Source organism: Propionivibrio sp., from assembly GCF_049316945.1.
Classification (GTDB): domain Bacteria; phylum Pseudomonadota; class Gammaproteobacteria; order Burkholderiales; family Rhodocyclaceae; genus Propionivibrio.
Window position 1 is genome coordinate 15,889 of record NZ_JBMOJE010000040.1, and the last position, 22,859, is coordinate 38,747.

The following is a 22,859-nucleotide window of genomic DNA, read 5'->3' on the forward strand; positions in this document are numbered from 1 at the left end:
ATCAAGATCATTGTATTCAATATGGCCGAAGTAAGCAAAAATTCCGTCACACAGGCCATTATTTCCGAGGACGAGCAAGGGCAGCGCCTTGATAACTTCCTCCTGAAAATCTGCAAAGGTGTGCCGAAGAGTCACGTCTACCGCATCGTTCGCAGCGGTGAAATCCGGGTTAATAGCAAGCGTGCAGATGCCTGCTATCGCCTGCAGATCGGCGATGTCCTGCGCATACCGCCGATTCGCATCGCTCAACGACAGGAAGAAATCGTCGCTGGCGCGGAGATCAAGGCCGAACTGCCGATCATGTATGAAGACGAAGCCATGCTGGTCGTGGACAAGCCTTCGGGGATTGCCGTGCATGGCGGCAGTGGCGTCAGTTTCGGGGTAATCGAGGCGCTACGGCGACAGCGACCGCAAGCCCGCTTTCTTGAGCTGGCGCACCGGCTTGACCGAGAAACCTCGGGTATTCTGCTGGTCGGCAAGAAACGCACGGCATTGATTGCGTTGCACGACATGTTCCGCGACGGCGGGATCGCTGGCAGTGGGCGCGGGGCCGACAAGCGCTATCTGGCACTGGTCAAGGGGCGCTGGATGGATCAGGTGCGTAATGTCAAGTTGCCTCTGCTCAAGTATTTGCTTGATTCGGGTGAGCGGCGTGTCCGTGTTTCGGATGAAGGCAAAACAGCGCATACCGTCTTTCGACTGGTCGCCCGCTGGGAGCAATTCAGTTTGCTGGAAGCCGAGCTCAAGTCGGGGCGAACGCACCAGATTCGCGTTCATCTTGCACATCTTGGTTTCCCGATTGCCGGAGATGAGAAATATGGAGATTTTTCTCTGAACAAGGCACTGCCGAAGGCGGGTCTCAAACGCATGTTCCTGCACGCCTGGAAAATGCAGTTACCACATCCGATCAGCGGAGAATCCATGGCACTTGAAGCGCCTTTGCCCGAAGCGCTTGAATCATTCTTACAAAAACTTTCAATAAAAGAAACGCAAGATTATGGCCAAAAAATTTGACCTTCTGGTTTTTGATTGGGATGGCACACTGCTCGATTCGACCGGGGCGATTGTCGATGCGGTCCAGGCCGCATGCCGGGATCTTGATCTGCCCGAGCCGTCGGACGAGCATGCGCGTTATGTGATCGGTCTCGGTCTGGCCGACGCTTTGCGTCATTCGGCCCCGGATCTTTCCGAGGATCGATTTCCGCAAATGGTCGAGCGCTACCGGCACCACTATCTGTCACGTGACCATGAATTGCAGATGTTTGAGGGAGCTTGCGAACTGATTGTCGAACTCCATTCAGCAGGCTTTCTGCTGGCAGTGGCGACCGGGAAAAGCCGTATGGGGCTGGATCGAGCCATGCTGCATTGTGGTCTGGGCGCCTATTTTTCAGCGACTCGCTGTGCTGATGAGTGTTTCTCCAAGCCGCATCCGCAGATGCTGGAAGAACTGATGGCTGAATTCTCAGTGTCGCCAGAACGGACGCTGATGATTGGTGACACAACCCACGATCTGCAGATGGCAATCAACGCCGGCGTGGCCGGCCTGGCCGTTGACTATGGTGCGCATCCGGCCAACTCACTTGCTGCCATGAGTCCGCTGGCGTGTGTGCACGACATCAAAGCGTTGGCCAAATGGCTACGTGAACATGCCTGATGACTGTCTGGATAGCGAGCAATTGATGATTCCAAGCTATACTTGACCAGCGCGATTCACAGAGCGCGGTTAATATTCTTCGCCTTGCCAGAATCGTAACGGGTAAGCACTGAATCCGCTGCCAGTCATGCGCTTTTTAATACACCCAAACTGAGAAAATATCGTGGAAATGCCTGAGAACAACCCGCAATGGGAACGCCAACTGCTGGAGAAGATTGCTTTTGCAGCGCTGAAGGAACAACGGGCGAAACGGCGCTGGGGTATTTTCTTCAAGCTTGCCGTCCTGTCTTATCTGGTTGCCGTGCTGGTTCTCGTGGTTGATTGGGGTGGCACTGAAAAGATAGTCGACGGCAAGCACACGGCGCTGATCAACCTGCGCGGAACGATTGAAGTCACCGGTGACGCCAGTGCAGAAAAAATCAATGGCGCACTGCAGTCTGCTTTTGAAGACAAGGGAACGGCCGGCATCATCATGCGCATCAACAGTCCGGGCGGCAGTCCAGTGCAATCCGGAATCGTCTTTGACGAAATCCGTCGCTTGCGGACCAAGTATCCGGAGATTCCGCTCTATGTCGTGGTTGAGGATTTGTGCGCTTCCGGCGGGTACTACATCGCTTCTGCCGCTGACAAGATTTTTGTCGACAAGGCCAGTATTCTCGGTTCCATCGGTGTATTGATGGACGGATTCGGTTTCACCGGAACCATGGAGAAGTTCGGCGTTGAGCGACGTTTGCTGACGGCTGGAATGAACAAGGGCTTCCTCGATCCTTTCTCACCGCAGGACGCAAAGCAGAAAGAACATGCTCAGGTTTTGCTTGGCGAGATTCACAGGCAGTTTATTGATGTCGTTCGCAAGGGTCGTGGGGGTCGGCTTAAGGAAACTCCAGAAATGTTCTCCGGATTGATGTGGACCGGCAGTCAAAGCATCAGGATGGGGCTTGCCGATGATTTCGGAACGGTGGATTCGGTGGCCAGAGACTTGATCAAGGCTGAAACCATTCTCGATTACTCGGTCAAGGAGAATATCGCCGAGCGTTTTGCCAAACGTCTTGGAGCAGAAATGGGTCAAAGCATGGCATTCCGCTTGTTCGGTAGCGACCGGGCAGTGCTTCGCTAAGATTTTGTTTGCTTGAGGGTAGGTAAGTATCCGCCCTGCAGACCGCATGGATAAACGATCTACAAGCCATGCGCATGAAGAGTGGCGTGTTTACTGGCTCTAGGGAAAGCTACTGCGTAGAACGCCTAATGGCAAGGCTTCCAGAGGTGGTTGCTCGCACCTCGCTCGCCAACTGCTTTCTTGCCATTGCTGTCAGACCTTCAGGCCTGAAGCAAGAAAACCGTCGGCCGGCGATCGATGTTCGGCCCCTCCTGGCGACGCCATTCAGCAGGTGTACGCGTCATGATGCACTCGCTGCTCAGCGTAAGATCGGTGGCGACGCAGATCCTGGTATTCGGGGCGCAGGCATTGATCAGCGTTTCTAGCATCTGCCGATTCCGGTAGGGCGTTTCGATGAAAATCTGCGTCCTTTTTTCCTGACGCGAGTCTTTTTCCAGTTCCCGAAGTCTTATTTTCCGTTGATCATCTTTTGCTGGCAGGTAGCCATGAAAGGCGAAGTTCTGTCCTGACAGCCCCGAGCCCATCAAGGCGAGGAGGATCGACGAAGGACCGATCATCGGAAGAACCTGAATTCCCTCAACATGCGCCAAGGCCACCAGATTGGCGCCAGGATCGGCCACGGCCGGGCAACCGGCCTCGGAAATCAAACCAACATCAAATCCAGCAAGCAGTGGCGCCAGTAATTCGGGCAGTGCAGCGGGTGATGTATGTTCGTTGAGTTCGCTGATCTCGATTTGTTGCAATGGCGTAGCGGAAGGGAGTGACTTGAGAAAGGCTCGGGCCGACTTGGCGTTCTCCGCAACAAAATGCTTCAAGTGCCTGGCGCGATCAATTACCGGCTGCGGCAAAACGGAATCGGTCGCGGTCAGGCCGAGTGGGACCGGGATTAAAAAGAGTCTTCCTTTATTCATGCATCACTTTAATTAAACTTTACAAGTTATTGTTTATATTGATGAAATATTTTCAATTTTCAGCAAATCACAGAGCGCAATCAGCGGCAACCCGATCAGGGCGTTCGGATCTTCCCCTTCCATTCTGGCGATCACGGCGATTCCAAGGCCTTCCGATTTGGCACTTCCAGCACAGTTATAAGGTTGCTCTTTGCGCAGGTAATTTTCGATCTGATCGTCCGTCAGGTTGCGGAAAGTGACCAGTGTTGGCACGCCGCGCAGGTGAGCTTTGCCGGTGCTGGCGTTGAGCAAGCACAAGCCGGTATAGAAATTGACGGTACGTCCACGCATCATTCTTAACTGCTTTACCGCATTTTCATGGTTACCCGGCTTGCCAAAAACCTGTCCGTCCAGGCAGGCAATCTGGTCGCTGCCAATAATCAACGCCTCAGGGTATTGGCTAGCGACTGCACGCGCCTTGGCTTCGGATAGCCGCAATGCGGTTGCCTCAGGCATCTCGCCGTGCAGCGCTGTTTCGTCTGTTGCAGGGTCGGCCGTTTCAAACGGCATACCAAGCCGGGCAAGCAGTTCGCGGCGGAATGGAGAAGTCGAGGCTAGAACAATTTGTGGGCTGATCATTTAGAGAAAGTGGGTAAATTCCGCCAATTCGCGGGAATATTCAAATATTGGAAAACAACCAAATAGTTGCGCTGCTGCTTTGACTTCGAATGCCAAAAATAATATCATGCGCCCCTTATGTCGCAACGGATAGTTATTAACAGCTTGGCGTTTGCGCGGGAAGAACGTTCGCTGCAAGGTGAATTGCCTGTTGCAAGCTTGGCTCGAGTACTCGATAAACTTGTCGATTCGGCAGGTAGTTTGAGTTATCGGGTTGTGGGCAGGATTAGTCCGCGTAACAGGCCACAGTTGCTGTTGCAGTTAGACGGGTTGTTGTCTGTTTGTTGCCAGCGCTGCCTTGAGGGAATCGACTATCCGCTCGCCGTGCGCAGCGTGCTGGAATTCGTCGATGACGAAGAAGATTTGACGCAGGAGGAGATTGAAGATGATTCAAAGGATTTCCTTCCTGTGCAAAGTGAACTCGATGTTGTTGCGTTGATCGAAGACGAGATTATTCTCTATCTGCCCTCGGCGCCGCGTCACGAAAGTTGTGCTTTGCCTGACACAGGGCAGGGAACGGGGAAAATATCCCCCTTTTCCGTGCTCAACGGTTTTAGGGGCAAGGCATAGTGAATTTGATATCTGGAGTAATTTATGGCCGTTCAACAGAACAAGAAATCCACATCCAAGCGCGGCATGCATCGTGCTCACGATTTTCTGACCAACCCGCCGCTGGCCGTTGAGCCGACGACCGGTGAAGTTCATCTGCGCCACCACATCAGCCCGTCCGGCTATTACCGTGGCAAGAAGGTCGCCAAGGGTACAGGCGAATAAGGTTTCTGGATTGGGCAGGCATATTCCCGTCATGGGGAATTGCCTGCCTTTTCTTTTGCCTTTTTTCGGATGACTGTTACTGTCGCCATCGACTGCATGGGCGGGGACTTCGGTCCCGTCGTAACCGTGCGCGCCGCTCATGATTTTGTCCAGAGACATGATGACGTGCGCGTCATTCTTGTTGGCCTTGAAGAGAAGATTCGCCCATTTCTGGCGAACGCTGGCGATAACCGTATTTCTGTCCGTCACGCAAGCGAAGTCGTGGCCATGGACGAGGGACCGGCGCTGGCGCTACGCGTCAAGAAGGATTCCTCGATGCGGGTCGCCATCAACCTCGTCAAGCTAGGTGAGGCTGATGCCTGCGTCTCTGCCGGCAATACCGGCGCCTTGATGGCCATTTCCCGCTTTGTGCTCAAGATGCTTCCAGGTATTGATCGCCCAGCGATCTGCGCCATTCTTCCTACCGCTAAAGGCCACACGCATGTGCTCGACCTTGGCGCCAATGTCGATTGCAGCCCCGAGCACCTGTTGCAATTCGGCATCATGGGCGCTTCGCTAGTCTCGGCCATCGAGCACAAGGATCGGCCAACGGTCGGCATTCTCAATATCGGCGCTGAAGATATCAAGGGTAACGATGTCGTCAAGCGAGCGGCGGAACTGCTCAAGGAATCAGGTCTCAATTTTGTAGGTAATATCGAGGGAGACGGAATCTACAAGGGAGAGGCCGAGGTCGTCGTTTGCGATGGCTTTGTCGGCAATGTCGCGCTCAAGGCATCGGAAGGTCTGGCACAGATGCTGGCCAATTTTCTGCGTCAGGAATTCAGACGCAATTTGCTGACCAAACTCGTGGCTTTGATCGCCATGCCGGTGTTGAGAAATTTCAAGAAGCATGTCGACCACCGGCGTTACAACGGCGCCACCCTGCTTGGTCTGAAGGGAATCGTCGTCAAGAGTCATGGTTCGGCCGACGTATTTTCCTTTGCCAACGCCCTTGATCGCGCTGCAGAAGAAGCCAGAACCGGGGTGCTGGCACGCATCACCGAACGTGTCGCAATGCAACAACCTTTGCAGGAGAGTGCATAGCATGTTTGCCCGCATCGCCGGCGTCGGCAGTTTTCTGCCTGGACAGCCCGTAAAAAACGACGATCTCATTCAACGCGGGGTCGAAACCAATGACGAGTGGATCTTCAGTCGCACTGGAATCAGGGCGCGCCACCTTGCTGCCGCGAACTGCACGTCAAGTGATCTGGCGCTTGAAGCCAGCACCCGGGCGCTGGCTGCTGCGGGAATTGAAGCCAGCGATGTTGATCTGATCATCGTTGCGACCTCGACCCCGGATTTCATCTTTCCAAGTACCGCTTGCCTGTTGCAAGCAAAACTCGGCAATCATGGTGCCATGGCCTTCGATGTCCAGGCCGTCTGTAGCGGTTTTATCTTCGCCCTGAGTGTTGCCGAGAAGTTCATTCGTTCTGGCAGCCACAAGAAGGCTCTGGTTGTCGGCGCCGAGGTGTTTTCACGAATTCTTGATTGGGATGATCGCACCACCTGCGTACTGTTTGGCGATGGCGCTGGCGCAGTCGTTCTGGAAGCCTCGGAAAAACCAGGCATATTGGCAACCGCAGCCCATGCCGATGGTTCGCACCACGGCATCCTGTCAGTGCCCGGCAGTGTGTGTGGCGGCAAAGTAATCGGCGACCCCTTTCTGCGTATGGACGGTAAGGCCGTATTCAAGTTTGCCGTCCGTGTGCTGGCCGATGTGGCGCAGGAGTGCTGTGAAGTCGCCGGCGTTACTTCTGCCGAAATAGACTGGTTGATCCCGCACCAGGCCAACATCCGCATCATCGAATCGACTGCCAAGAAGATGGGGCTTGGCATGGACAAAGTCATTGTGACGGTTGATCATCACGGCAACACCTCTGCCGCATCGATACCGCTGGCGCTGGATGTGGCGGTTCGCGATGGACGTATTCAGCGTGGACACAAAGTCCTGCTTGAAGGCGTGGGTGGCGGATTTACCTGGGGCGCCGTGTTGCTCGAGTTCTAACGGGCATGGCTTTATAAGGCGCCCCAAATTATGAAAGTCATGCCCATTTCCCTCACCCCCGACCCCTCTCCCAGAGGGCGAGGGGAGGTTCGAGAGTCGCTGGCGCAACTTTTACGCTAAAGGATTTTCTATGGCATTTGCTTTTGTTTTCCCCGGTCAGGGTTCCCAGTCGGTCGGCATGATGGCCGCTTACGGCGATGCGGCAGTGGTTCGCGCGACATTTGACGAGGCTTCGGCAACGCTTGGACAAGATCTCTGGCAGTTGCTGTCCGATGGTCCGGCTGAAGCGCTGGCGCAAACGGTCAATACGCAGCCGGTCATGTTGACCTCCGGGATAGCCGCCTATCGCCTGTGGCTCGACAAAGGCGGCAAGTTGCCAGCCGTCGTTGCCGGGCATAGCCTGGGAGAGTATTCAGCACTGGTCGCCGCCGGCGTCATTGAGTTCAAGGACGCTGTTCCGCTGGTTCGATTACGTGCTGCTGCGATGCAGGAAGCTGTGCCGGTTGGTACCGGAGCAATGGCGGCCATCATGAACCTCTCAGACGACAAGATTCGTGAAGCCTGTGCCGAAGCCGCTAGTGAAGTGGGTAACGGAGAAGTCGCGGAACCAGTTAATTTCAACGCGCCCGGACAAACCGTCATTGCCGGCAGCAAGGCCGCTGTTGAACGCGCCTGCGAAATCTGCAAGGCTCGAGGCGCCAAGAGGGCCATAATTCTGCCTGTATCTGCGCCATTCCACTCCTCGTTGATTCGACCGGCAGCCGACAAACTCCGAATCCGCTTGGCAGAACTGAACTTTGCCGTGCCGAAGATCCCGGTAGTCAATAATGTGGATGTGGCTATCGAATTCGATCCGGCAAGAATCAAGGATGCCTTGATTCGACAAGCTTTCTCACCGGTGCGCTGGGTTGAAACGGTGCAGAAAATTGCAACCATGGACGTGACGACGGTGGCCGAGTGCGGTCCGGGCAAAGTGTTGGCCGGTCTCACGAAACGCTGTGCAGATGGCATTAATGGTGTAGCACTAGCCGATCTCGCTTCAATCGAAGCCAACCTTAGTATGGAGTAATTCATGGTGCTAAAAGGTCAAGTTGCTCTTGTCACTGGTGCTGCACAAGGTATCGGTGCTGCTGTTGTTCTCGAACTTGTTCGTCAGGGGGCAACGGTTATTGGTACGGACATTAATGAAGATGGCGCTAAACGCATCAACGCTGCCCTGGCTGAGGCTGGCGCGCAGGGGCGTGGCATTGTCATGGATGTGCGCGATACAGTTCAGGTTGAAGCCGTTATCGATTTGGTCGATAAGGAATTCGGCGGCGTTTATGTGCTGGTCAATAACGCCGGTATTACCCGGGATAATCTTGCCATGCGCATGAAGGACGATGAATGGGATATGGTCATTGAAACCAATCTCAAGTCCGTGTTTCGTCTGTCACGCGCAGTAATTCGCGGCATGATGAAGGCACGGGCCGGTCGTATCATCAATCTTTCCTCGGTGGTGGGTCATGCCGGAAACGCCGGGCAAGCTAACTACTGCGCCTCAAAAGCAGGTGTTACCGGCTTGTCACGTTCGATGGCACGTGAGTTGGGCAGCCGCAACATCACCGTCAACTGTGTCGCACCAGGGTTTATCGATACCAGCATGACCAAAGCGCTGGAAGAAAAACAACGTGCGGCCTTGATCGCCAATGTGCCACTTGGCAGACTGGGCACGCCGGAAGATGTGGCGGCGGCGGTCGGATTTCTGGCCTCGCCGGCTGCCGCGTACATTACAGGCACAACCATTCATGTAAATGGCGGCATGTACATGGGTTAAGGTCCGCAAGGCCAGCAGGCGTTACAGACCGGTTCGCCTGTTTAGTTGGTAAGAGCCGCTCGTTTTGGTAGAATAGCGCGGTTTTGTTTCATACATGAACCCTAGAAGGAGCACTTAGATGGAAAATATCGAACAGCGCGTCAGGAAAATTGTCGCTGAACAACTCGGCGTTAATGAAGCGGACATCAAGAACGAATCATCGTTCGTTGACGATCTCGGCGCGGATTCGCTGGATACGGTCGAACTGGTCATGGCACTCGAAGAAGAGTTCGAATGCGAGATTCCGGATGATGAAGCCGAAAAGATCACCAACGTTCAGCAAGCCATTGATTACATCCTGAACCACAACAAGAAGTAATCCTTCTGCGGAACAAGTCTGCGTGGCGGTCCTGGTACTGCCAAGCAGCGCCTTGTTCCGAAGTGCAGCACCCTAACTCAGCATTTATTCCCCCGTTCATTTTCCCTGTTTATCCCCGGAGAAGAATTTGACACGTCGCAGAGTCGTCATCACTGGCCTCGGAATTGTTTCTCCGGTCGGCAATACCGTCGAACAAGCCTGGCAGAACATTCTTGCCGGACGCTCCGGGATCGACCGGATCACTCGTTTCGATGTTTCTACATTCCCGGTGCAGATTGCCGGTGAAGTCAGGGATTTCGATATTACTCATTACCTCTCGGCGAAAGATGCACGGCGCATGGATTATTTTATCCATTACGGCATGGCGGCGGGTATTCAGGCGATCAAGGACGCAGGACTTGAGGCGCATCCGGCCAATGCCGAACGCATCGGTGTTTCGATTGGTTCCGGTATCGGTGGTTTGCCGATGATTGAAAACACCCGCGACGAATTCGTCGCTTCCGGTGTGCGGAAAATTTCCCCCTTCTTTGTTCCCGGCTCGATCATCAACATGATCTCGGGCAATCTGTCGATCCTGTACGGCTACAAGGGGCCAAACGTCGCCCTGGTCAGCGCCTGCTCGACCGGAACGCACAGTATTGGCGATGCAGGTCGTCTTATCGAATACGGTGACGCCGACATCATGATCGCTGGCGGTGCCGAGTGTACCGTTTCCGCTCTCGGGCTCGGTGGATTCTGCGCTGCACGCGCACTTTCGACGCGCAACGATGACCCAAAGACGGCAAGCCGTCCGTGGGACAAGGATCGCGATGGTTTCGTGCTGGGCGAGGGAGCCGGCGTGGTTGTGCTCGAAGAGTATGAGCACGCCAAGGCGCGGGGTGCCCGAATTTATGGCGAACTGGCCGGCTTTGGCATGAGTGCAGATGCGCATCACATGACCGCCCCCTGTGAAGACGGGGAAGGCGCCGCTCGCTGCATGACCAACGCGCTGCGGAATGCTCGACTCAATCCGCAGGACGTGCACTATCTCAATGCACACGGCACCTCGACGCCGCTCGGCGACAAGGCAGAAACGGTTGCGGTCAAGCGCGCCTTTGGCGACCACGCCAAGCAATTGGTTGTTAATTCAACCAAGTCGATGACCGGCCACCTGCTTGGTGCTGCCGGTGGCATTGAGGCCGTTTTTTCGACGCTGGCGATTTACCATCAGGTATCGCCGCCAACCATCAATATCTTCAACCAGGATGAATCCTGTGATCTTGATTATTGCGCGAATGAGGCTCGCCAGATGAAGATCGACGTCGCTATTTCCAACTCCTTCGGTTTCGGTGGCACTAACGGAACCGTTGTCATCAAGCGGGTCTAGTCGATCCGGTCCGAGCCGTGCAGTTCCCTGTTTCGATTGAACTGCACCGCTCGCATCTTCTTTCTCTCTTGCTCGTCCTTTTTCACACGCTTGCTGCTGGTTGCGTCATTGCGTTGCCATGGGTGTTGCCGCTGCGTGCGGTTCTGCTGGTGCTCATAGGCTTATCCCTATGGCACGCCATGCGTCCCGGCAGAATAGTTGGCTTGCGCATTGGCGCGCGTGACAGGCTGGATTGTTTGCTGGCTGACGGTAGTCGCGTTGCGGTTACGGCACTTCCGGACAGCACGGTGTTTATCCGATTGATCGTATTGAGGCTGCGCATTGGCGAAGAGAAGCGGGTTAGCCGCCTTTCGTTGCTACCCGACACGATGTCTGCCGAACAGTTTCGGCTACTTCGCCTCTGGTTGCGCTGGCACGCAGAGCCTAACGAACACGCTGGGACGGCCTTCTAAGCAGTGTATTCCTGGCTTTCGGGAGCATCTCCGGGTAATCGCGGCTGAAGTGTAACCCTCGGCTTTCCTTGCGTTGCAAGGCACAACGAACGATCAAGTCTGCCGTCACTACCAGATTGCGCAGTTCGATCAGATCGTGACTGACCCGGAAATTTGAATAAAACTCGTCGATTTCCCTGGACAGGAGACGAATGCGGTGCTGTGCGCGCTGCAGGCGCTTGGTGGTTCGCACAATGCCGACGTAATCCCACATGAAGCGACGCAGTTCATCCCAGTTGTGCGCAATGACAATTTCCTCATCGGGGTCAGTCACTCGACTGGCATCCCATTCGGGGAGTTCAGGGACATTGACGGGCGGCTGCGCGAGGATGTCATTGGCTGCCGCCTCAGCAAAGACCAGGCATTCGAGCAGCGAATTGCTGGCCAGCCGGTTGGCGCCATGCAGCCCGGTGCAGGAGGCTTCTCCCGCGGCATAAAGCCCCGGAATAGTTGTGCGCGCCTGCAGATCGGTGACAATTCCGCCACAGGTGTAATGGGCGGCGGGTACCACCGGGATCGGTTGGCGGGTAATGTCGATACCCAGTTCGAGACAGCGTGACAGGATATTCGGGAAGTGCTCGCCAAGAAAACTGGCCGGCTTGTGTGAAATATCGAGATAGACGCAATCGAGGCCGCGTTTTTTCATTTCAAAGTCGATCGCCCTGGCAACCACATCGCGCGGTGCGAGTTCGGCGCGCACATCGTGTTCCGGCATGAAACGTGTGCCGTCAGGCAGGAGCAGCAGGCCGCCTTCGCCGCGAACCGCTTCAGAAATGAGGAAAGACTTGGCCTGAGGGTGGTACAGGCAGGTCGGATGAAACTGGATGAATTCCATGTTGGCGACTTCACAGCCAGCACGCCAGGCCATCGCTATGCCGTCTCCGGTAGAGGTGTCCGGATTCGTCGTATAAAGATAAACCTTACCTGCCCCTCCCGTTGCAATCAGGGTGTTTGGTGCGCCGACGGTCAATACTTCACCGCTGTCGCGATCGAGCGCATAGGCGCCATAGCAGCGCTTGCTGGAAAGTCCCAGTTTATCCCCGGTAATCAGATCAATGGCAATGTGGCGTTCAAGAACGGTAATGTTAGGATTCTGGCGAACCTTGCGCGTCAGGATTTCCTGTACCGCCAGACCGGTTGCGTCGGCAACGTGGATGACTCGGCGGGCGCTGTGACCGCCTTCACGGGTTAAATGGTAACCAGCTTCGTCACGCGAAAAGGGAACGCCCTGTTCAACGAGCCAATCGATTGCACGACGACCGTTTTCGATAACGAAACGAGTGGCTTCGGGATCGTTGAGAAAGGCACCAGCAGTGATGGTGTCGCGAATGTGCGCTTCAATCGAATCCTGACTGTCCAGAACGGCAGCAATACCACCTTGGGCCCAGCTGGAGGCGCTGTCTTCCAGTTCACGTTTGCTGATCAGGCCGACCTTGCAGGTTTGTGCAAGCCGGAGCGCGGCTGACTGTCCGGCCAGGCCACTGCCAATAATAAGAATATCGAAGCGAAGCGCCACGTTACATGCCCTGAAACAAAGGGCGGACACTATAGCATGAGCGCTCCATGGCATTGACCCTGTTCCTGTATAAACCATTGTCACAACAACAGTTGGCAGAAATGAATTTATGCGCCATCGCTACGCCGGGTGCTGTTGCGTTATACTCTGGCGAAAACACAACACCGTATCCGACAGGGAATTCACAGAGCATGAACGAACGCGAAATTGACCAGGAGTTGGTCGAGCGCGCACAGGCAGGCGACAAGCAGGCATTTGATCGGCTGGTTGAAAAATATCAGCGCAAGCTTGGACGGCTTCTGTCACGCTTCATACGCGACCACGCGGAGGTTGAGGACGTCGCACAAGAGGCGTTCATCAAAGCCTATCGCGCCCTGCCGTCTTTTAGAGGCGAAAGTGCCTTTTATACCTGGCTGTACCGGATTGGCATCAATACCGCCAAGAACTATCTTGTAGCAAAAGGGCGCCGCGCACCCACCTCAACCGATTTTGATGCCGACGAGGCAGAATCCTTTGAAGATGCTGACCAGCTTCGCGACATCAATACACCCGAGCGACTTTTACAGTCCAAGCAGATTGGCCAAACGGTCAATGCCGCGATGGAAGCTTTGCCGGAAGAGTTGCGTAACGCCATTGTGCTGCGCGAGATTGAAGGCTTGAGCTATGAGGAAATTGCAGAGGAGATGAACTGCCCGATCGGCACGGTGCGTTCGCGCATTTTCCGTGCTCGTGAGGCCGTGGCTGAAAAGTTGAGACCCTTGCTGGATACCGCTCCGGATCACCGGTGGTAGCCGGAGTCAGTGTTTCTTCTATCCAGCAAGATACGACATTCGCGCCGAACTGAATCAGGCATCACCAATGATTGATGCACCAGGAACAATCACTGCCCTCGATGGCGAGTATGCAGTTGTACGTATGGACGAAACCGGTTGCGGTCGCTGCCACGAGCAGGGCGGTTGTGGGGGAAACAACATCGGCAAGATGTTCTGCAGCACACCACGTACCTTCCGTGTTTTAAATCCTCGAAATTCGGCCATTGGTGACCGGGTAAATATCGCGATTGCCGAAGGGGCTGTCCGGCGTAGCGCGGCCATCGCCTACGGATTTCCGCTGGTAGCGTTATTTTTCGGTGCGTTGAGCGGATCTGCATTGGCCGGAGAAACAGGCGCAATCATCGGTTCGCTCAGTGGCCTGCTTTGCGCGTGGTTGTCTCTGCGCTATGCTCAACGACGTGGCACGCCCGATCAGCGTTCTGAGCCCTATATCAGATATTGATTTGTGCCCATTCGTCCCTATCTCGATTATCAATTAATTTGTTTCTGACTCACAGGAGGCATTTGTCACCATGAAGCAGATCGTTACGGCATTCTATTTTGTGGTTTTTTCTTTGCTGGCTCAGGCACAGAACAAAGCCTTGCCAGACTTTACCGAACTTGTTGAAAGGCAGGGGCCGGCCGTCGTAAATATCAGCACGACGCAGGTGGTACGTGGCAACGGGCGGGGTGTGCAACCTTTCCCGTTTGATGAAGACGATCCGATGTACGATTTCTTTCGTCGTTTCATCCCTCGCCAGCCGGGAATGCCTGGCGTGCCAGGTATGCCAAATTCTCCGCGCGAGTTTGAGAGTCGCTCGCTAGGTTCCGGTTTCATCATCAGTGCCGACGGCTATATCCTGACCAATGCACACGTGGTTGATTCGGCAGATGAAATTCTCGTTCGCCTGACCGATAAGCGCGAATTCAAGGCCAAAGTCATTGGTGCCGACAAGCGGACGGATGTTGCGCTGATCAAGATCGTGGCAACGGGTTTGCCTGTGGTACGCATGGGCGATCCGAATGTCCTCAAGGTTGGCGAGTGGGTGGTAGCGATCGGTTCTCCCTTCGGCTTTGACAACAGCGTCACGGCCGGCATCGTCAGCGCCAAGGGGCGCTCATTGCCGCAGGAAAACTTTGTTCCTTTCCTGCAGACCGACGTGGCGATCAATCCCGGTAATTCCGGTGGTCCATTGTTCAACATGAAGGGCGAAGTGGTTGGGATCAACTCACAGATATATAGTCGTTCCGGCGGGTTCATGGGCATCTCGTTTGCCATCCCGATCGACGTGGCCATGGATATACAAAGCCAATTGAAGGTCAGCGGCAAGGTCAGCCGGGGTCGAATCGGCGTTGTAATTCAGGAAGTCACCAAGGACCTGGCTGAATCCTTCGGTTTAAGCAAAGCACAAGGCGCCGTCGTCAATGCGGTTGAAAGGGGAGGGCCTGCCGAAAAGGCGGGTGTCGAACCGGGAGACGTAATTCTCAAGTTTGATGGCAAGCCGGTAACCAGTTCAAGTGATTTGCCGCGCATCGTTGGCACGACCAAGCCGGGGACTAGAATTTCCATGCAGGTGTGGCGCAAGGGTGCTTTACGCGATCTGAATGTCATTGTCGGCGAAACCCCTGAAGAAAAGTCGATGGCCCGAAGCGGAAAAAGCACTGTACCTGCGGAGCAGGCAGCCAATCGGCTTGGTCTGGTCGTGACGGAACTAAGCAACGAACAAAAGCGTGATCTGAAGGTGAGTGGCGGTTTGCTGATCGAAGATATTCGAGGCAATGTCGCCCGAGCCGATCTGCGCATCGGCGATATCATCCTGGCGCTAATCGCACAAGGCCAGAGCACAGAGATAAAAAGTGTCGATCAGTTCAACAAATTGCTGGCGCAGTTTGACAAGGCCGCCAATATTACGCTGCTGGTAAGGCGCGGCGAATTGCAAACCTTTGTCACAATCAAGGGAATGCCCGACAAGAAAGCTGAATGATTTGAAGAAGTTGACGCTGATCTCGCGGACCTATTGCCATCTCTGTCATGAAATGGAACTGGCGTTACCTCCGCTGGCGACCGAATTCGGGTTCGACGTCGAGATTCTTGATGTGGATGCCGACCCGGAACTTGAAGCGCTTTACGATGAATTGGTTCCGGTCTTGATGCACGGTGAAGCCGAGCTCTGCCACTACTTCCTCGAAGTCGCCAAAGTCCGTGATTATTTGAGCAAAATCCGCTAAAATCCGCGCCTTCTGGCCAATCGAACAAAGGGTGCCCGCCGGCACCCTTTTTTTTCAGGCGCGGCCTTGCCGCGACAATGCAAATACGATGCAAATGCAACACATCCGCAATTTTTCAATTATCGCCCACATCGATCACGGCAAATCCACACTCGCCGACCGCATCATCCATCTTTGCGGAGGCTTGTCTGACCGCGAAATGGAAGCGCAAGTTCTTGATTCAATGGATATCGAACGCGAGCGCGGCATCACCATCAAGGCGCAGACGGCGGCCTTGCAGTACAAGTCGCGCAGCGGCAAGATTTACAACCTGAATCTGATCGACACACCCGGTCACGTCGATTTCTCCTACGAAGTTTCCCGTTCCCTTTCTGCGTGCGAAGGCGCGCTGCTGGTCGTCGACGCCTCGCAAGGGGTTGAAGCGCAGACGGTGGCTAACTGCTACACGGCGATCGAACTGGGTGTCGACGTTCTTCCTATACTGAACAAGATTGATCTTCCTTCAGCAACGCCTGATGTCGCACGGCAGGAAATTGAAGACGTCATCGGCATCGATGCTTCTCATGCCATTCTGGCCTCGGCCAAGACCGGTCTGGGCGTCGAAGATATTCTGGAAGCGATCATCGAGCGCATTCCTGCACCGGAGGGTGATCCCGATGCACCATTCAAAGCGCTGCTGGTTGATTCATGGTTCGACAACTATGTCGGCGTGGTCATGCTGGTTCGCGTGGTCGACGGAATCTTGCGCCCGAAGGACAGGATTCGCCTGATGGCCAGCGATTCGACCCATCTTTGTGAGCAGGTCGGGGTGTTCACCCCGAAAGCCCTGCAACGGGAGGCCTTGTGCGCTGGCGAGGTGGGGTACATCATTTCCGGCATCAAGGAACTGCAAGCTGCCAAGGTGGGCGATACGGTGACACTGGCCGACAATCCAGCTAAGGAAGCGCTGCCTGGCTTCAAGGAAATCAAGTCGCAGGTGTTTGCCGGACTCTATCCCATCGAATCCAACCAGTATGATTCGCTGCGCGAGTCTCTGGAGAAACTCAAACTGAATGACGCGTCGCTGCACTATGAGCCGGAAGTCTCGCAGGCACTCGGTTTCGGGTTCCGCTGCGGTTTTCTTGGCCTGCTGCACATGGAAATCGTGCAGGAGCGGCTGGAACGTGAATTTGACCAGGAACTGATTTCCACGGCTCCGACCGTTGTCTATCAAGTCCTGATGCGCGATGGCAGCATCGTGCAGGTCGAGAATCCGGCAAAGCTGCCGGAACAGTCAAAAGTCGAAGAGATCCGCGAGCCGATCATCACCATTACGGTCTTTGTTCCGCAGGAGTATCTCGGCAACGTCATTACACTGTGCAACCAGAAGCGCGGCAATCAAGTGGACATGACCTACCACGGACGTCAGGTTCAGTTGATCTATGAAATGCCGATGGCTGAAGTGGTCATGGATTTCTTCGACAAACTCAAATCCGTCTCGCGTGGCTATGCCTCACTCGACTACGATTTCAAGGAATTCAGGGCCGCCGATGTCGTCAAACTGGACATACTGATCAATACCGAGAAAGTCGATGCTTTGTCGATGATCGTGCATCGCGCCAACGCGATCTACCGGGGGCGTGAACTGGCCTCCAAGATGCGCGAATTGATCCCACGCCAGATGTACGACGTAGCCATCCAGGCGGCTATCGGCTCAAACATCATCGCGCGCGAAAACGTCAAGGCCATGCGTAAGGACGTACTTGCCAAGTGTTACGGTGGTGATATTTCGCGCAAGAAAAAACTGCTTGAAAAGCAAAAGGCCGGCAAGAAGCGCATGAAACAGGTGGGTTCGGTTGAAATCCCGCAGGAAGCGTTTCTCGCTGTGCTGCGTGTCGGAAAGTAAGGGAGATTTAGTGTGAATTTTGCGTTGATCCTGTTCTGCCTGCTGCTGGTCAGTGGTGCCATCTGGGCAGCGGATGTTCTTGTCTTCAGCAAACGCCGGGCGCCAGATGCCAAGGATCCGTGGTGGGTGGAATATGGCGCGAGTTTCTTCCCGGTGATCCTGCTCGTTTTCGTGTTGCGCTCGTTTATTGTCGAACCGTTCAAGATTCCGTCAGGCTCGATGATTCCGACGCTTCAGGTGGGCGATTTCATCCTTGTCAATAAATTCACCTACGGGATTCGCCTGCCGGTGATCAACAAGAAAATCATTGGCATCAACAATCCACAGCGAGGCGATGTCATGGTCTTTCGCTACCCGGAAGATCCGTCGCTCGACTACATCAAGCGCGTCGTTGGCATCCCGGGTGACAAGGTGGCTTACCAGAACAAGCGCTTGACCATCAATGGGCAGCCGGTTGAAACCCGCAGAGTGGACGATTATCTTCACCCGGAACGGCTCTATTACTCGAAACAGTTTATCGAAAATCCTGAGGGAATCGAGCACCGTACGCTCAACGATGAGGATGCGCCTGGTTTCATTTCGGATGCCACGCATTTTCAAAATCGCAATAATTGCCTCTACAATAACGCAGGCGTGATTTGCACGGTGCCGGCCGGTCATTATTTCATGATGGGCGACAATCGCGACAATAGTCGTGATAGTCGCTATTGGGGGTTTGTTCCGGAAGAAAATATCGTCGGCAAGGCATTTTTCATCTGGTTCAACTTTAGCGATCTGAAACGGATTGGCTCGTTTAAATAGGGGAGTTTTGCTATGAAAAATCAGCGTGGTGTGGCAATGACGGGCTTGTTGCTGTGGGGCTTTGTCATTGTGTTTGTTGCGGTCCTCGGTATGAAGGTTGCCCCCGAGTATCTGGATTACTTCAAGATTCTGAAAAGTGTCAAGTCCATTTCAGCGGGTTCGTCAGATCAGACCGTTCCCCAGATTCGTGCGGCCTTTGATCGATATGCCGACATTAACGCCATAAAAACGATCAAAGGTACTGATCTGGACATTTCGAAAGATGCGAATGGTGTGGTTATCGCATTTGCTTACGAAAAGCGTATTCCCCTGTTTTACAACGTCAGTCTGCTGATCGACTTTCAGGGTTCTTCATCAGGGGCAAATTGAGTCGAATGACCAATCGGCTTGAGCAGGCAATCGGTCACCAGTTTTCGGATTCGAACCTGCTGCTGACCGCTCTTACGCATCGCAGCCACAGTTCGCCGCATAACGAGCGGCTTGAGTTTCTTGGCGACTCCATCCTCAATGGTGTTATCGCACGTCAACTTTTTGATCGCTTCCCAGACGTGCCGGAGGGTGATCTGACGCGATTGCGTGCCAATCTCGTGCGCCAGGATAGTCTACGCAAACTGGCGGAGCGGCTTGCACTGGGGAATTTTCTGCGGCTCGGTGAAGGCGAACTGCGCAGTGGCGGTTCGCAACGCCCGTCAATCCTTGCCGACGCACTAGAGGCCTTGTTTGGCGCCATCTGGCTGGACGCCGGTTTCGATGCCGCCAGTGCCGTCATCGTGCGACTGTATGGTGACATGCTCACGGCAATCGTCCCTGGACAACCGATCAAGGATGCCAAGACACGCCTTCAGGAGCTCCTGCAAGGCAGACGCCTGCCGCTTCCGAAGTATTCACTGACCGGCACCGAGGGTGAAGCCCACGCGCAGCAATTCAAAATTGCCTGCGAAATCGATGCCCTCCACATTCGCACTGAAGGCAACGGCGGCAGTCATCGCGCCGCTGAACAAATGGCCGCTGAGCTCGCGTTGGAAAGAATGCAACAACCATGACTGAACTGAAATCCGGCTATATCGCCATCGTCGGCCGTCCTAACGTCGGCAAATCAACCCTGCTCAACCGCCTGATCGGCGAGAAGATCAGCATTGTTTCGCGTAAGGCGCAGACGACCCGTCATCGCATCATGGGCATTTTGACCCGGCCTGATGCCCAGTATGTGTTCGTCGATACTCCAGGGTTTCAGACCAAGCACACCAATGCACTCAACCGGGCAATGAATCGCGGCGTGACACAGGCGCTGGCCGAAGTCGATGTCGTTATTTTTGTTGTTGAAGCCGACCGTTTTGACGAGCGGGACCTCGCTGTGATCAAACTTCTACCGACTGAACGTCCGGTCATTCTGGCGGTGAACAAGACCGATCAGATGAAGGACAAGACCAAGCTCCTGCCCATTTTGGCCAATCTGGCAGCGCAACATGCTTTCGCGGCCATCGTTCCGGTCAGCGCCGCCAAGGGCCGGCAACTCGATGACTTGCTTGTTGAAACACGCAAACACCTGCCGAGCAATGAATTGCTGTTCGGCGAAGACGAGATCACCGACAAGAGCGAGAAGTTTCTCGCCGCCGAATATATCCGCGAAAAGCTCTTCCGGCTGATTGGTGACGAATTGCCCTACGCCGCGACCGTCGAGGTAGAAAAATTCGAGCTTGATGGCCCGTTGCGCCGCATCAGCGCGGCCATCGTGGTTGATCGCCAGGCGCACAAGGGCATCATCATCGGCAAGGGCGGCGAAACCTTGAAGCGGATCGCCTCGGAAGCGCGCCAGGACATGGAGAAATTGTTTGACGGCAAGGTATTCCTTGAAGTCTTTGTCAAGGTCAAGTCCGGCTGGAGCGACGATGAGCGCTTGCTCAAGAGTCTTGGCTACGAGTAAATCGCGGACAGGGCGCTGATGTGATGCACCGGCACAAAGTCGATAGCCAGCCCGCTTTCGTACTGCACAGCTACCCCTACCGGGAAACCAGCCTGATTGTCGAAGTCTTCTCGCGCGACTTCGGTCGTGTTGCCTTGATGGCGCGCGGCGCGCGTCGCCCACGTTCCGCCTTGCGCGGCCTGCTACTGGCTTTTCAACCGCTGGAACTGGCGTGGGCCGGCAAGGGCGAAGTGCTGACCCTGATGAAGGCCGAATGGCAGGGCGGACAACCCCTGCTGGCGGGCAAGGCGCTGTTTTGCGCTTATTACCTCAACGAACTATTGATGCACTTGTTGCCGCGTGAAGACGCCCACGAGCGCCTGTACTCGGTATATGCCCAAACCTTGCTCCGCTTTGCCGGCCCGCTGCAGGAAGCGGATTTGCGCAGCTTCGAGCGGGCGTTCCTGCAGGAATTGGGTTACGGGTTGACGCTTGAGAGCGACGCCAAGGGAGTGCCCATTGACGCTTCCGGACACTACAGCTACGAGATCGAACACGGCCCGGTCAGGCTCCAGCGGCCCGGCAGTTCAGCCCTGTCGGTGAGCGGCAAGACCCTGATTGACCTGGCGCGCGAAGATTTTTCCGATCCGCGTTCGCTGCTTGAAGCCAAGCAGTTGATGCGCACGCTGATTGCACATTACACCGGCAGCAAGGGGCTGGAGACACGCAGGATTTTTAAGGAGTTACAGGAATTATGATCGAGCTAGGCGTAAATATTGACCACGTCGCGACGATTCGTCAGGCGCGTAAAACCTATGAACCGGAGCCGGTTTGGGCCGCCGTTGAAGCACATCTTGGCGGGGCAGACGGCATCACCGTGCACCTGCGTGAAGATCGTCGGCACATACAGGATGCCGACGTCGAAAAACTGCGCACGCTGACCCAGATCAAACTCAACCTGGAAATGGCGGCAACCGACGAGATGGTAAAAATCGCCTGCCGCCTGAAGCCGGAAATGTCCATGCTGGTGCCGGAAGGCCGCCACGAGGTAACAACCGAGGGCGGTCTGGATATCGTGTCGCAGGAAGCCAAGCTCAAGCAGGCCATTGACCGCCTTTCCGACGCCGGCATCATCAGCAGCGTCTTCATTGACGCCGAACTGGAGCAGATCGAGGCGGCGGCGCGCATCGGCGCCCGCGTCTGCGAAATCCACACCGGCCCCTACGCCCACGCTTTTCACACCAAGGGGCGCGACGCAGAAAGCCCGGCGGTGCTGGCCGAACTCGAAAAAATCCGTATCGCCGGCGAAGCGATACGCCGCCACGGCATGCGCTTCAATGCCGGCCATGCGCTCAACTATTTCAACGTGCAGCCGGTTGCCAAGCTGGTCGGCATCCGCGAACTGCACATTGGTCACGCTATCGTCAGCCGCGCCATATTCGTCGGCCTGCGCGAAGCGGTACGCGAAATGAAGCGCCTGATGCGAGAGGCGCAAGCGCATTTGCCAGCGAATTTGCCACCATTCAGCAGCAAATGATTGCCGGGGTCGGCACCGACATCGTCGCCGTGGCACGGCTTGGCAAGCTTTACGAGCGTCACGGCCAGCGGGCGCTGGATAAGCTGCTGGCGCCGGCCGAGCGCGCCGACTTTGAAAAAGCCAAAGACCCGGCGCGCTTTCTGGCCAAACGTTTTGCCGCCAAGGAAGCCTTCGGCAAGGCGCTCGGCATCGGCGTCGCTATGCCCGCCACGCTGCCCAATATTGCCGTAATCCACGACGCGCTTGGCAAGCCAGCCTTCGATTACGCCCCGAAACTCGCGCAGCTTCTCAAAGAACGCGGGCTGGTCGCCCATCTTTCAATCAGCGACGAACAGGATTACGCTCTGGCCTTCGTCGTTCTGGAACATACCTGACCCATGACTGCCCCGATAAATTTGCCGCATGGTCCGCTGATGATCGACATTGCCGGGCTGGAACTGACCGACCTTGATCGTGAACGCCTTGCGCACCCGCTGGTCGGCGGCCTCATCCTGTTTGGGCGCAACTACCATTCGCCCGAACAACTGTCGCGGCTGACTGCCGCCGTCCATGAGCTACGCTCGCCACCGCTACCCATCGCCATCGACCATGAAGGGGGCAGGGTGCAGCGCTGCCGTGAGGGATTCACCCGCCTGCCGCCAATGCGCCGCCTTGGCGAACTATGGGAGCGTAACCCGCAGGAGGCGCTGGCTGCCGCGCATGATATCGGTTTCGTACTGGCCGCCGAATTGCGGCTAAACGGGGTCGATCTGTCCTTCACGCCGGTGCTCGACCTCGACTGGGGGCGCAGCGGCGTGATTGGCGACCGTTCGTTTCATGGCGACCCGGCCGTCGTTGCGCAACTCGCCGGTGCCCTGATCGACGGTTTGCGCCGTGCCGGCATGGCCGCCTGCGGCAAGCATTTCCCCGGCCACGGCTGGGCCGAAGCCGACTCGCATATCGCCATTCCGGTCGACCAGCGCAGCCTGGCCGAACTGGCCAGCGATAT

Annotated in this window: 28 protein-coding genes; 25 read left to right on the forward strand and 3 right to left on the reverse strand. The window is 55.5% G+C overall.

All coding sequences use genetic code 11. The features are described 5' to 3' along the window. The first annotated feature begins 21 nt into the window (after nt 1-21). From ACOYNV_RS10895 to ACOYNV_RS10905, 3 genes are all read left to right on the forward strand, one after another. The gene (locus tag ACOYNV_RS10895) at nt 22-1,014 is read left to right on the forward strand and encodes an RluA family pseudouridine synthase (RefSeq protein ID WP_422899800.1); all 993 of its coding nucleotides are present in this window, start codon (nt 22-24) and stop codon (nt 1,012-1,014) included. After that, nucleotides 998-1,654 carry an HAD-IA family hydrolase gene (locus ACOYNV_RS10900; RefSeq protein ID WP_422899801.1) on the forward strand — a complete coding sequence of 219 codons (657 nt, stop codon included), beginning with the start codon at nt 998-1,000 and terminating at the stop codon, nt 1,652-1,654. Before ACOYNV_RS10895 ends, ACOYNV_RS10900 begins: the two co-directional genes overlap by 17 nt. A 169-nt stretch (nt 1,655-1,823) precedes the next feature. Continuing rightward, nucleotides 1,824-2,771 carry a S49 family peptidase gene (locus tag ACOYNV_RS10905; protein WP_422899826.1) on the forward strand — a complete coding sequence of 316 codons (948 nt, stop codon included), beginning with the start codon at nt 1,824-1,826 and terminating at the stop codon, nt 2,769-2,771. A 200-nt stretch (nt 2,772-2,971) separates the two neighbouring features. On the opposite strand, the gene ACOYNV_RS10910 is transcribed toward ACOYNV_RS10905, so the two are convergent. Continuing rightward, nucleotides 2,972-3,682, reverse strand: a complete 711-nt coding sequence (locus tag ACOYNV_RS10910) for an SAM-dependent methyltransferase (protein ID WP_422899802.1) — start codon at nt 3,680-3,682, stop codon at nt 2,972-2,974. A 33-nt stretch (nt 3,683-3,715) separates the two neighbouring features. Beyond that, nucleotides 3,716-4,300, reverse strand: coding sequence for a Maf family protein (locus tag ACOYNV_RS10915; RefSeq protein ID WP_422899803.1), 585 nt, complete (start codon nt 4,298-4,300; stop codon nt 3,716-3,718). A gap of 117 nt (nt 4,301-4,417) precedes the next feature. Between ACOYNV_RS10915 and ACOYNV_RS10920 the strand changes: the two genes are divergently transcribed. The 9 genes from ACOYNV_RS10920 to ACOYNV_RS10960 all read left to right on the forward strand — a co-directional run bounded on the left by ACOYNV_RS10920 (nt 4,418) and on the right by ACOYNV_RS10960 (nt 11,149). Then, the gene (locus tag ACOYNV_RS10920; RefSeq protein ID WP_422899804.1) at nt 4,418-4,909 is read left to right on the forward strand and encodes a YceD family protein; all 492 of its coding nucleotides are present in this window, start codon (nt 4,418-4,420) and stop codon (nt 4,907-4,909) included. Between the two features lie 24 nt (nt 4,910-4,933). Next, nucleotides 4,934-5,113: a 50S ribosomal protein L32 gene (gene rpmF, locus ACOYNV_RS10925; RefSeq protein ID WP_422899805.1), complete on the forward strand. Its 180-nt coding sequence runs from the start codon at nt 4,934-4,936 to the stop codon at nt 5,111-5,113. A 69-nt stretch (nt 5,114-5,182) separates the two neighbouring features. Beyond that, nucleotides 5,183-6,196, forward strand: a complete 1,014-nt coding sequence (plsX, locus tag ACOYNV_RS10930) for a phosphate acyltransferase PlsX (protein WP_422899806.1) — start codon at nt 5,183-5,185, stop codon at nt 6,194-6,196. 1 nt (nt 6,197) lies between these two features. Further along, nucleotides 6,198-7,157: a beta-ketoacyl-ACP synthase III gene (locus ACOYNV_RS10935; RefSeq protein WP_422899807.1), complete on the forward strand. Its 960-nt coding sequence runs from the start codon at nt 6,198-6,200 to the stop codon at nt 7,155-7,157. 130 nt (nt 7,158-7,287) lie between these two features. Then, nucleotides 7,288-8,226, forward strand: coding sequence for an ACP S-malonyltransferase (gene fabD / locus ACOYNV_RS10940; protein ID WP_422899808.1), 939 nt, complete (start codon nt 7,288-7,290; stop codon nt 8,224-8,226). 3 nt (nt 8,227-8,229) lie between these two features. Next, nucleotides 8,230-8,973 (forward strand): 3-oxoacyl-ACP reductase FabG, encoded by a 744-nt coding sequence (gene fabG, locus ACOYNV_RS10945; RefSeq protein WP_422899809.1) that lies wholly within the window; start codon nt 8,230-8,232, stop codon nt 8,971-8,973. A 118-nt stretch (nt 8,974-9,091) separates the two neighbouring features. Further along, nucleotides 9,092-9,331: an acyl carrier protein gene (acpP, locus tag ACOYNV_RS10950; RefSeq protein WP_422899810.1), complete on the forward strand. Its 240-nt coding sequence runs from the start codon at nt 9,092-9,094 to the stop codon at nt 9,329-9,331. Nucleotides 9,332-9,458: 127 nt separating this feature from the next. Continuing rightward, nucleotides 9,459-10,697, forward strand: a complete 1,239-nt coding sequence (fabF, locus tag ACOYNV_RS10955; RefSeq protein ID WP_422899811.1) for a beta-ketoacyl-ACP synthase II — start codon at nt 9,459-9,461, stop codon at nt 10,695-10,697. A gap of 17 nt (nt 10,698-10,714) precedes the next feature. Further along, nucleotides 10,715-11,149 (forward strand): protein YgfX, encoded by a 435-nt coding sequence (locus tag ACOYNV_RS10960; protein WP_422899812.1) that lies wholly within the window; start codon nt 10,715-10,717, stop codon nt 11,147-11,149. Here ACOYNV_RS10960 and nadB read toward each other — a convergent pair. Further along, nucleotides 11,121-12,704 (reverse strand): L-aspartate oxidase, encoded by a 1,584-nt coding sequence (nadB, locus tag ACOYNV_RS10965; RefSeq protein ID WP_422899813.1) that lies wholly within the window; start codon nt 12,702-12,704, stop codon nt 11,121-11,123. The genes ACOYNV_RS10960 and nadB overlap by 29 nt on opposite strands. A 191-nt stretch (nt 12,705-12,895) precedes the next feature. Between nadB and rpoE the strand changes: the two genes are divergently transcribed. The 13 genes from rpoE to nagZ all read left to right on the forward strand — a co-directional run. Then, nucleotides 12,896-13,495: an RNA polymerase sigma factor RpoE gene (rpoE, locus tag ACOYNV_RS10970; protein ID WP_422899814.1), complete on the forward strand. Its 600-nt coding sequence runs from the start codon at nt 12,896-12,898 to the stop codon at nt 13,493-13,495. Between the two features lie 67 nt (nt 13,496-13,562). Then, nucleotides 13,563-13,979 (forward strand): SoxR reducing system RseC family protein, encoded by a 417-nt coding sequence (locus ACOYNV_RS10975; protein ID WP_422899815.1) that lies wholly within the window; start codon nt 13,563-13,565, stop codon nt 13,977-13,979. A gap of 70 nt (nt 13,980-14,049) precedes the next feature. Further along, the gene (locus ACOYNV_RS10980; RefSeq protein ID WP_422899816.1) at nt 14,050-15,501 is read left to right on the forward strand and encodes a DegQ family serine endoprotease; all 1,452 of its coding nucleotides are present in this window, start codon (nt 14,050-14,052) and stop codon (nt 15,499-15,501) included. A gap of 1 nt (nt 15,502) precedes the next feature. After that, on the forward strand, nt 15,503-15,745 hold the full coding sequence (locus ACOYNV_RS10985; RefSeq protein WP_422899817.1) for a glutaredoxin family protein: 243 nt from the start codon (nt 15,503-15,505) through the stop codon (nt 15,743-15,745). A gap of 94 nt (nt 15,746-15,839) precedes the next feature. Continuing rightward, nucleotides 15,840-17,630 carry a translation elongation factor 4 gene (gene lepA / locus ACOYNV_RS10990; RefSeq protein WP_422899827.1) on the forward strand — a complete coding sequence of 597 codons (1,791 nt, stop codon included), beginning with the start codon at nt 15,840-15,842 and terminating at the stop codon, nt 17,628-17,630. A gap of 12 nt (nt 17,631-17,642) precedes the next feature. Then, a complete protein-coding gene (gene lepB, locus ACOYNV_RS10995) occupies nt 17,643-18,431 on the forward strand; it encodes a signal peptidase I (protein WP_422899818.1) in 789 nt (262 codons plus the stop codon). A 12-nt stretch (nt 18,432-18,443) separates the two neighbouring features. Further along, complete coding sequence (locus ACOYNV_RS11000) at nt 18,444-18,800, forward strand: DUF4845 domain-containing protein (protein ID WP_422899819.1); 357 nt, start codon at nt 18,444-18,446, stop codon at nt 18,798-18,800. Between the two features lie 5 nt (nt 18,801-18,805). Then, the gene (rnc, locus tag ACOYNV_RS11005) at nt 18,806-19,474 is read left to right on the forward strand and encodes a ribonuclease III (protein ID WP_422899820.1); all 669 of its coding nucleotides are present in this window, start codon (nt 18,806-18,808) and stop codon (nt 19,472-19,474) included. Then, complete coding sequence (gene era / locus ACOYNV_RS11010; RefSeq protein WP_422899821.1) at nt 19,471-20,355, forward strand: GTPase Era; 885 nt, start codon at nt 19,471-19,473, stop codon at nt 20,353-20,355. Before rnc ends, era begins: the two co-directional genes overlap by 4 nt. Nucleotides 20,356-20,378: 23 nt before the next feature. After that, complete coding sequence (recO, locus tag ACOYNV_RS11015) at nt 20,379-21,092, forward strand: DNA repair protein RecO (RefSeq protein WP_422899822.1); 714 nt, start codon at nt 20,379-20,381, stop codon at nt 21,090-21,092. After that, nucleotides 21,089-21,871: a pyridoxine 5'-phosphate synthase gene (locus ACOYNV_RS11020; RefSeq protein ID WP_422899823.1), complete on the forward strand. Its 783-nt coding sequence runs from the start codon at nt 21,089-21,091 to the stop codon at nt 21,869-21,871. The genes recO and ACOYNV_RS11020 overlap by 4 nt, the downstream gene beginning before the upstream one ends. Beyond that, nucleotides 21,868-22,245 carry a holo-ACP synthase gene (acpS, locus tag ACOYNV_RS11025; protein ID WP_422899824.1) on the forward strand — a complete coding sequence of 126 codons (378 nt, stop codon included), beginning with the start codon at nt 21,868-21,870 and terminating at the stop codon, nt 22,243-22,245. The genes ACOYNV_RS11020 and acpS overlap by 4 nt, the downstream gene beginning before the upstream one ends. A gap of 3 nt (nt 22,246-22,248) precedes the next feature. After that, nucleotides 22,249-22,859, forward strand: a 611-nt coding sequence (gene nagZ, locus ACOYNV_RS11030) for a beta-N-acetylhexosaminidase (protein WP_422899825.1), incomplete at its 3' end; no start/stop codon positions are given.

What these genes read in the sequence shown, in the direction of transcription:
- acpS (WP_422899824.1), top strand. Translation starts at nt 21,868, where the DNA reads ATGATTGCCGGGGTCGGCACCGACATCGTCGCCGTGGCACGGCTTGGC.
- ACOYNV_RS10935 (WP_422899807.1), top strand. Translation starts at nt 6,198, where the DNA reads ATGTTTGCCCGCATCGCCGGCGTCGGCAGTTTTCTGCCTGGACAGCCC.
- acpP (WP_422899810.1), top strand. Translation starts at nt 9,092, where the DNA reads ATGGAAAATATCGAACAGCGCGTCAGGAAAATTGTCGCTGAACAACTC.
- era (WP_422899821.1), top strand. Translation starts at nt 19,471, where the DNA reads ATGACTGAACTGAAATCCGGCTATATCGCCATCGTCGGCCGTCCTAAC.
- fabD (WP_422899808.1), top strand. Translation starts at nt 7,288, where the DNA reads ATGGCATTTGCTTTTGTTTTCCCCGGTCAGGGTTCCCAGTCGGTCGGC.
- fabG (WP_422899809.1), top strand. Translation starts at nt 8,230, where the DNA reads ATGGTGCTAAAAGGTCAAGTTGCTCTTGTCACTGGTGCTGCACAAGGT.
- rnc (WP_422899820.1), top strand. Translation starts at nt 18,806, where the DNA reads ATGACCAATCGGCTTGAGCAGGCAATCGGTCACCAGTTTTCGGATTCG.
- rpoE (WP_422899814.1), top strand. Translation starts at nt 12,896, where the DNA reads ATGAACGAACGCGAAATTGACCAGGAGTTGGTCGAGCGCGCACAGGCA.
- ACOYNV_RS10905 (WP_422899826.1), top strand. Translation starts at nt 1,824, where the DNA reads ATGCCTGAGAACAACCCGCAATGGGAACGCCAACTGCTGGAGAAGATT.
- lepA (WP_422899827.1), top strand. Translation starts at nt 15,840, where the DNA reads ATGCAACACATCCGCAATTTTTCAATTATCGCCCACATCGATCACGGC.
- ACOYNV_RS10915 (WP_422899803.1), bottom strand. Translation starts at nt 4,300, where the DNA reads ATGATCAGCCCACAAATTGTTCTAGCCTCGACTTCTCCATTCCGCCGC.
- rpmF (WP_422899805.1), top strand. Translation starts at nt 4,934, where the DNA reads ATGGCCGTTCAACAGAACAAGAAATCCACATCCAAGCGCGGCATGCAT.
- ACOYNV_RS11020 (WP_422899823.1), top strand. Translation starts at nt 21,089, where the DNA reads ATGATCGAGCTAGGCGTAAATATTGACCACGTCGCGACGATTCGTCAG.
- plsX (WP_422899806.1), top strand. Translation starts at nt 5,183, where the DNA reads ATGACTGTTACTGTCGCCATCGACTGCATGGGCGGGGACTTCGGTCCC.
- ACOYNV_RS10895 (WP_422899800.1), top strand. Translation starts at nt 22, where the DNA reads ATGGCCGAAGTAAGCAAAAATTCCGTCACACAGGCCATTATTTCCGAG.
- ACOYNV_RS10975 (WP_422899815.1), top strand. Translation starts at nt 13,563, where the DNA reads ATGATTGATGCACCAGGAACAATCACTGCCCTCGATGGCGAGTATGCA.
- ACOYNV_RS10920 (WP_422899804.1), top strand. Translation starts at nt 4,418, where the DNA reads ATGTCGCAACGGATAGTTATTAACAGCTTGGCGTTTGCGCGGGAAGAA.
- ACOYNV_RS10910 (WP_422899802.1), bottom strand. Translation starts at nt 3,682, where the DNA reads ATGAATAAAGGAAGACTCTTTTTAATCCCGGTCCCACTCGGCCTGACC.
- ACOYNV_RS11000 (WP_422899819.1), top strand. Translation starts at nt 18,444, where the DNA reads ATGAAAAATCAGCGTGGTGTGGCAATGACGGGCTTGTTGCTGTGGGGC.
- ACOYNV_RS10900 (WP_422899801.1), top strand. Translation starts at nt 998, where the DNA reads ATGGCCAAAAAATTTGACCTTCTGGTTTTTGATTGGGATGGCACACTG.
- recO (WP_422899822.1), top strand. Translation starts at nt 20,379, where the DNA reads ATGCACCGGCACAAAGTCGATAGCCAGCCCGCTTTCGTACTGCACAGC.
- ACOYNV_RS10980 (WP_422899816.1), top strand. Translation starts at nt 14,050, where the DNA reads ATGAAGCAGATCGTTACGGCATTCTATTTTGTGGTTTTTTCTTTGCTG.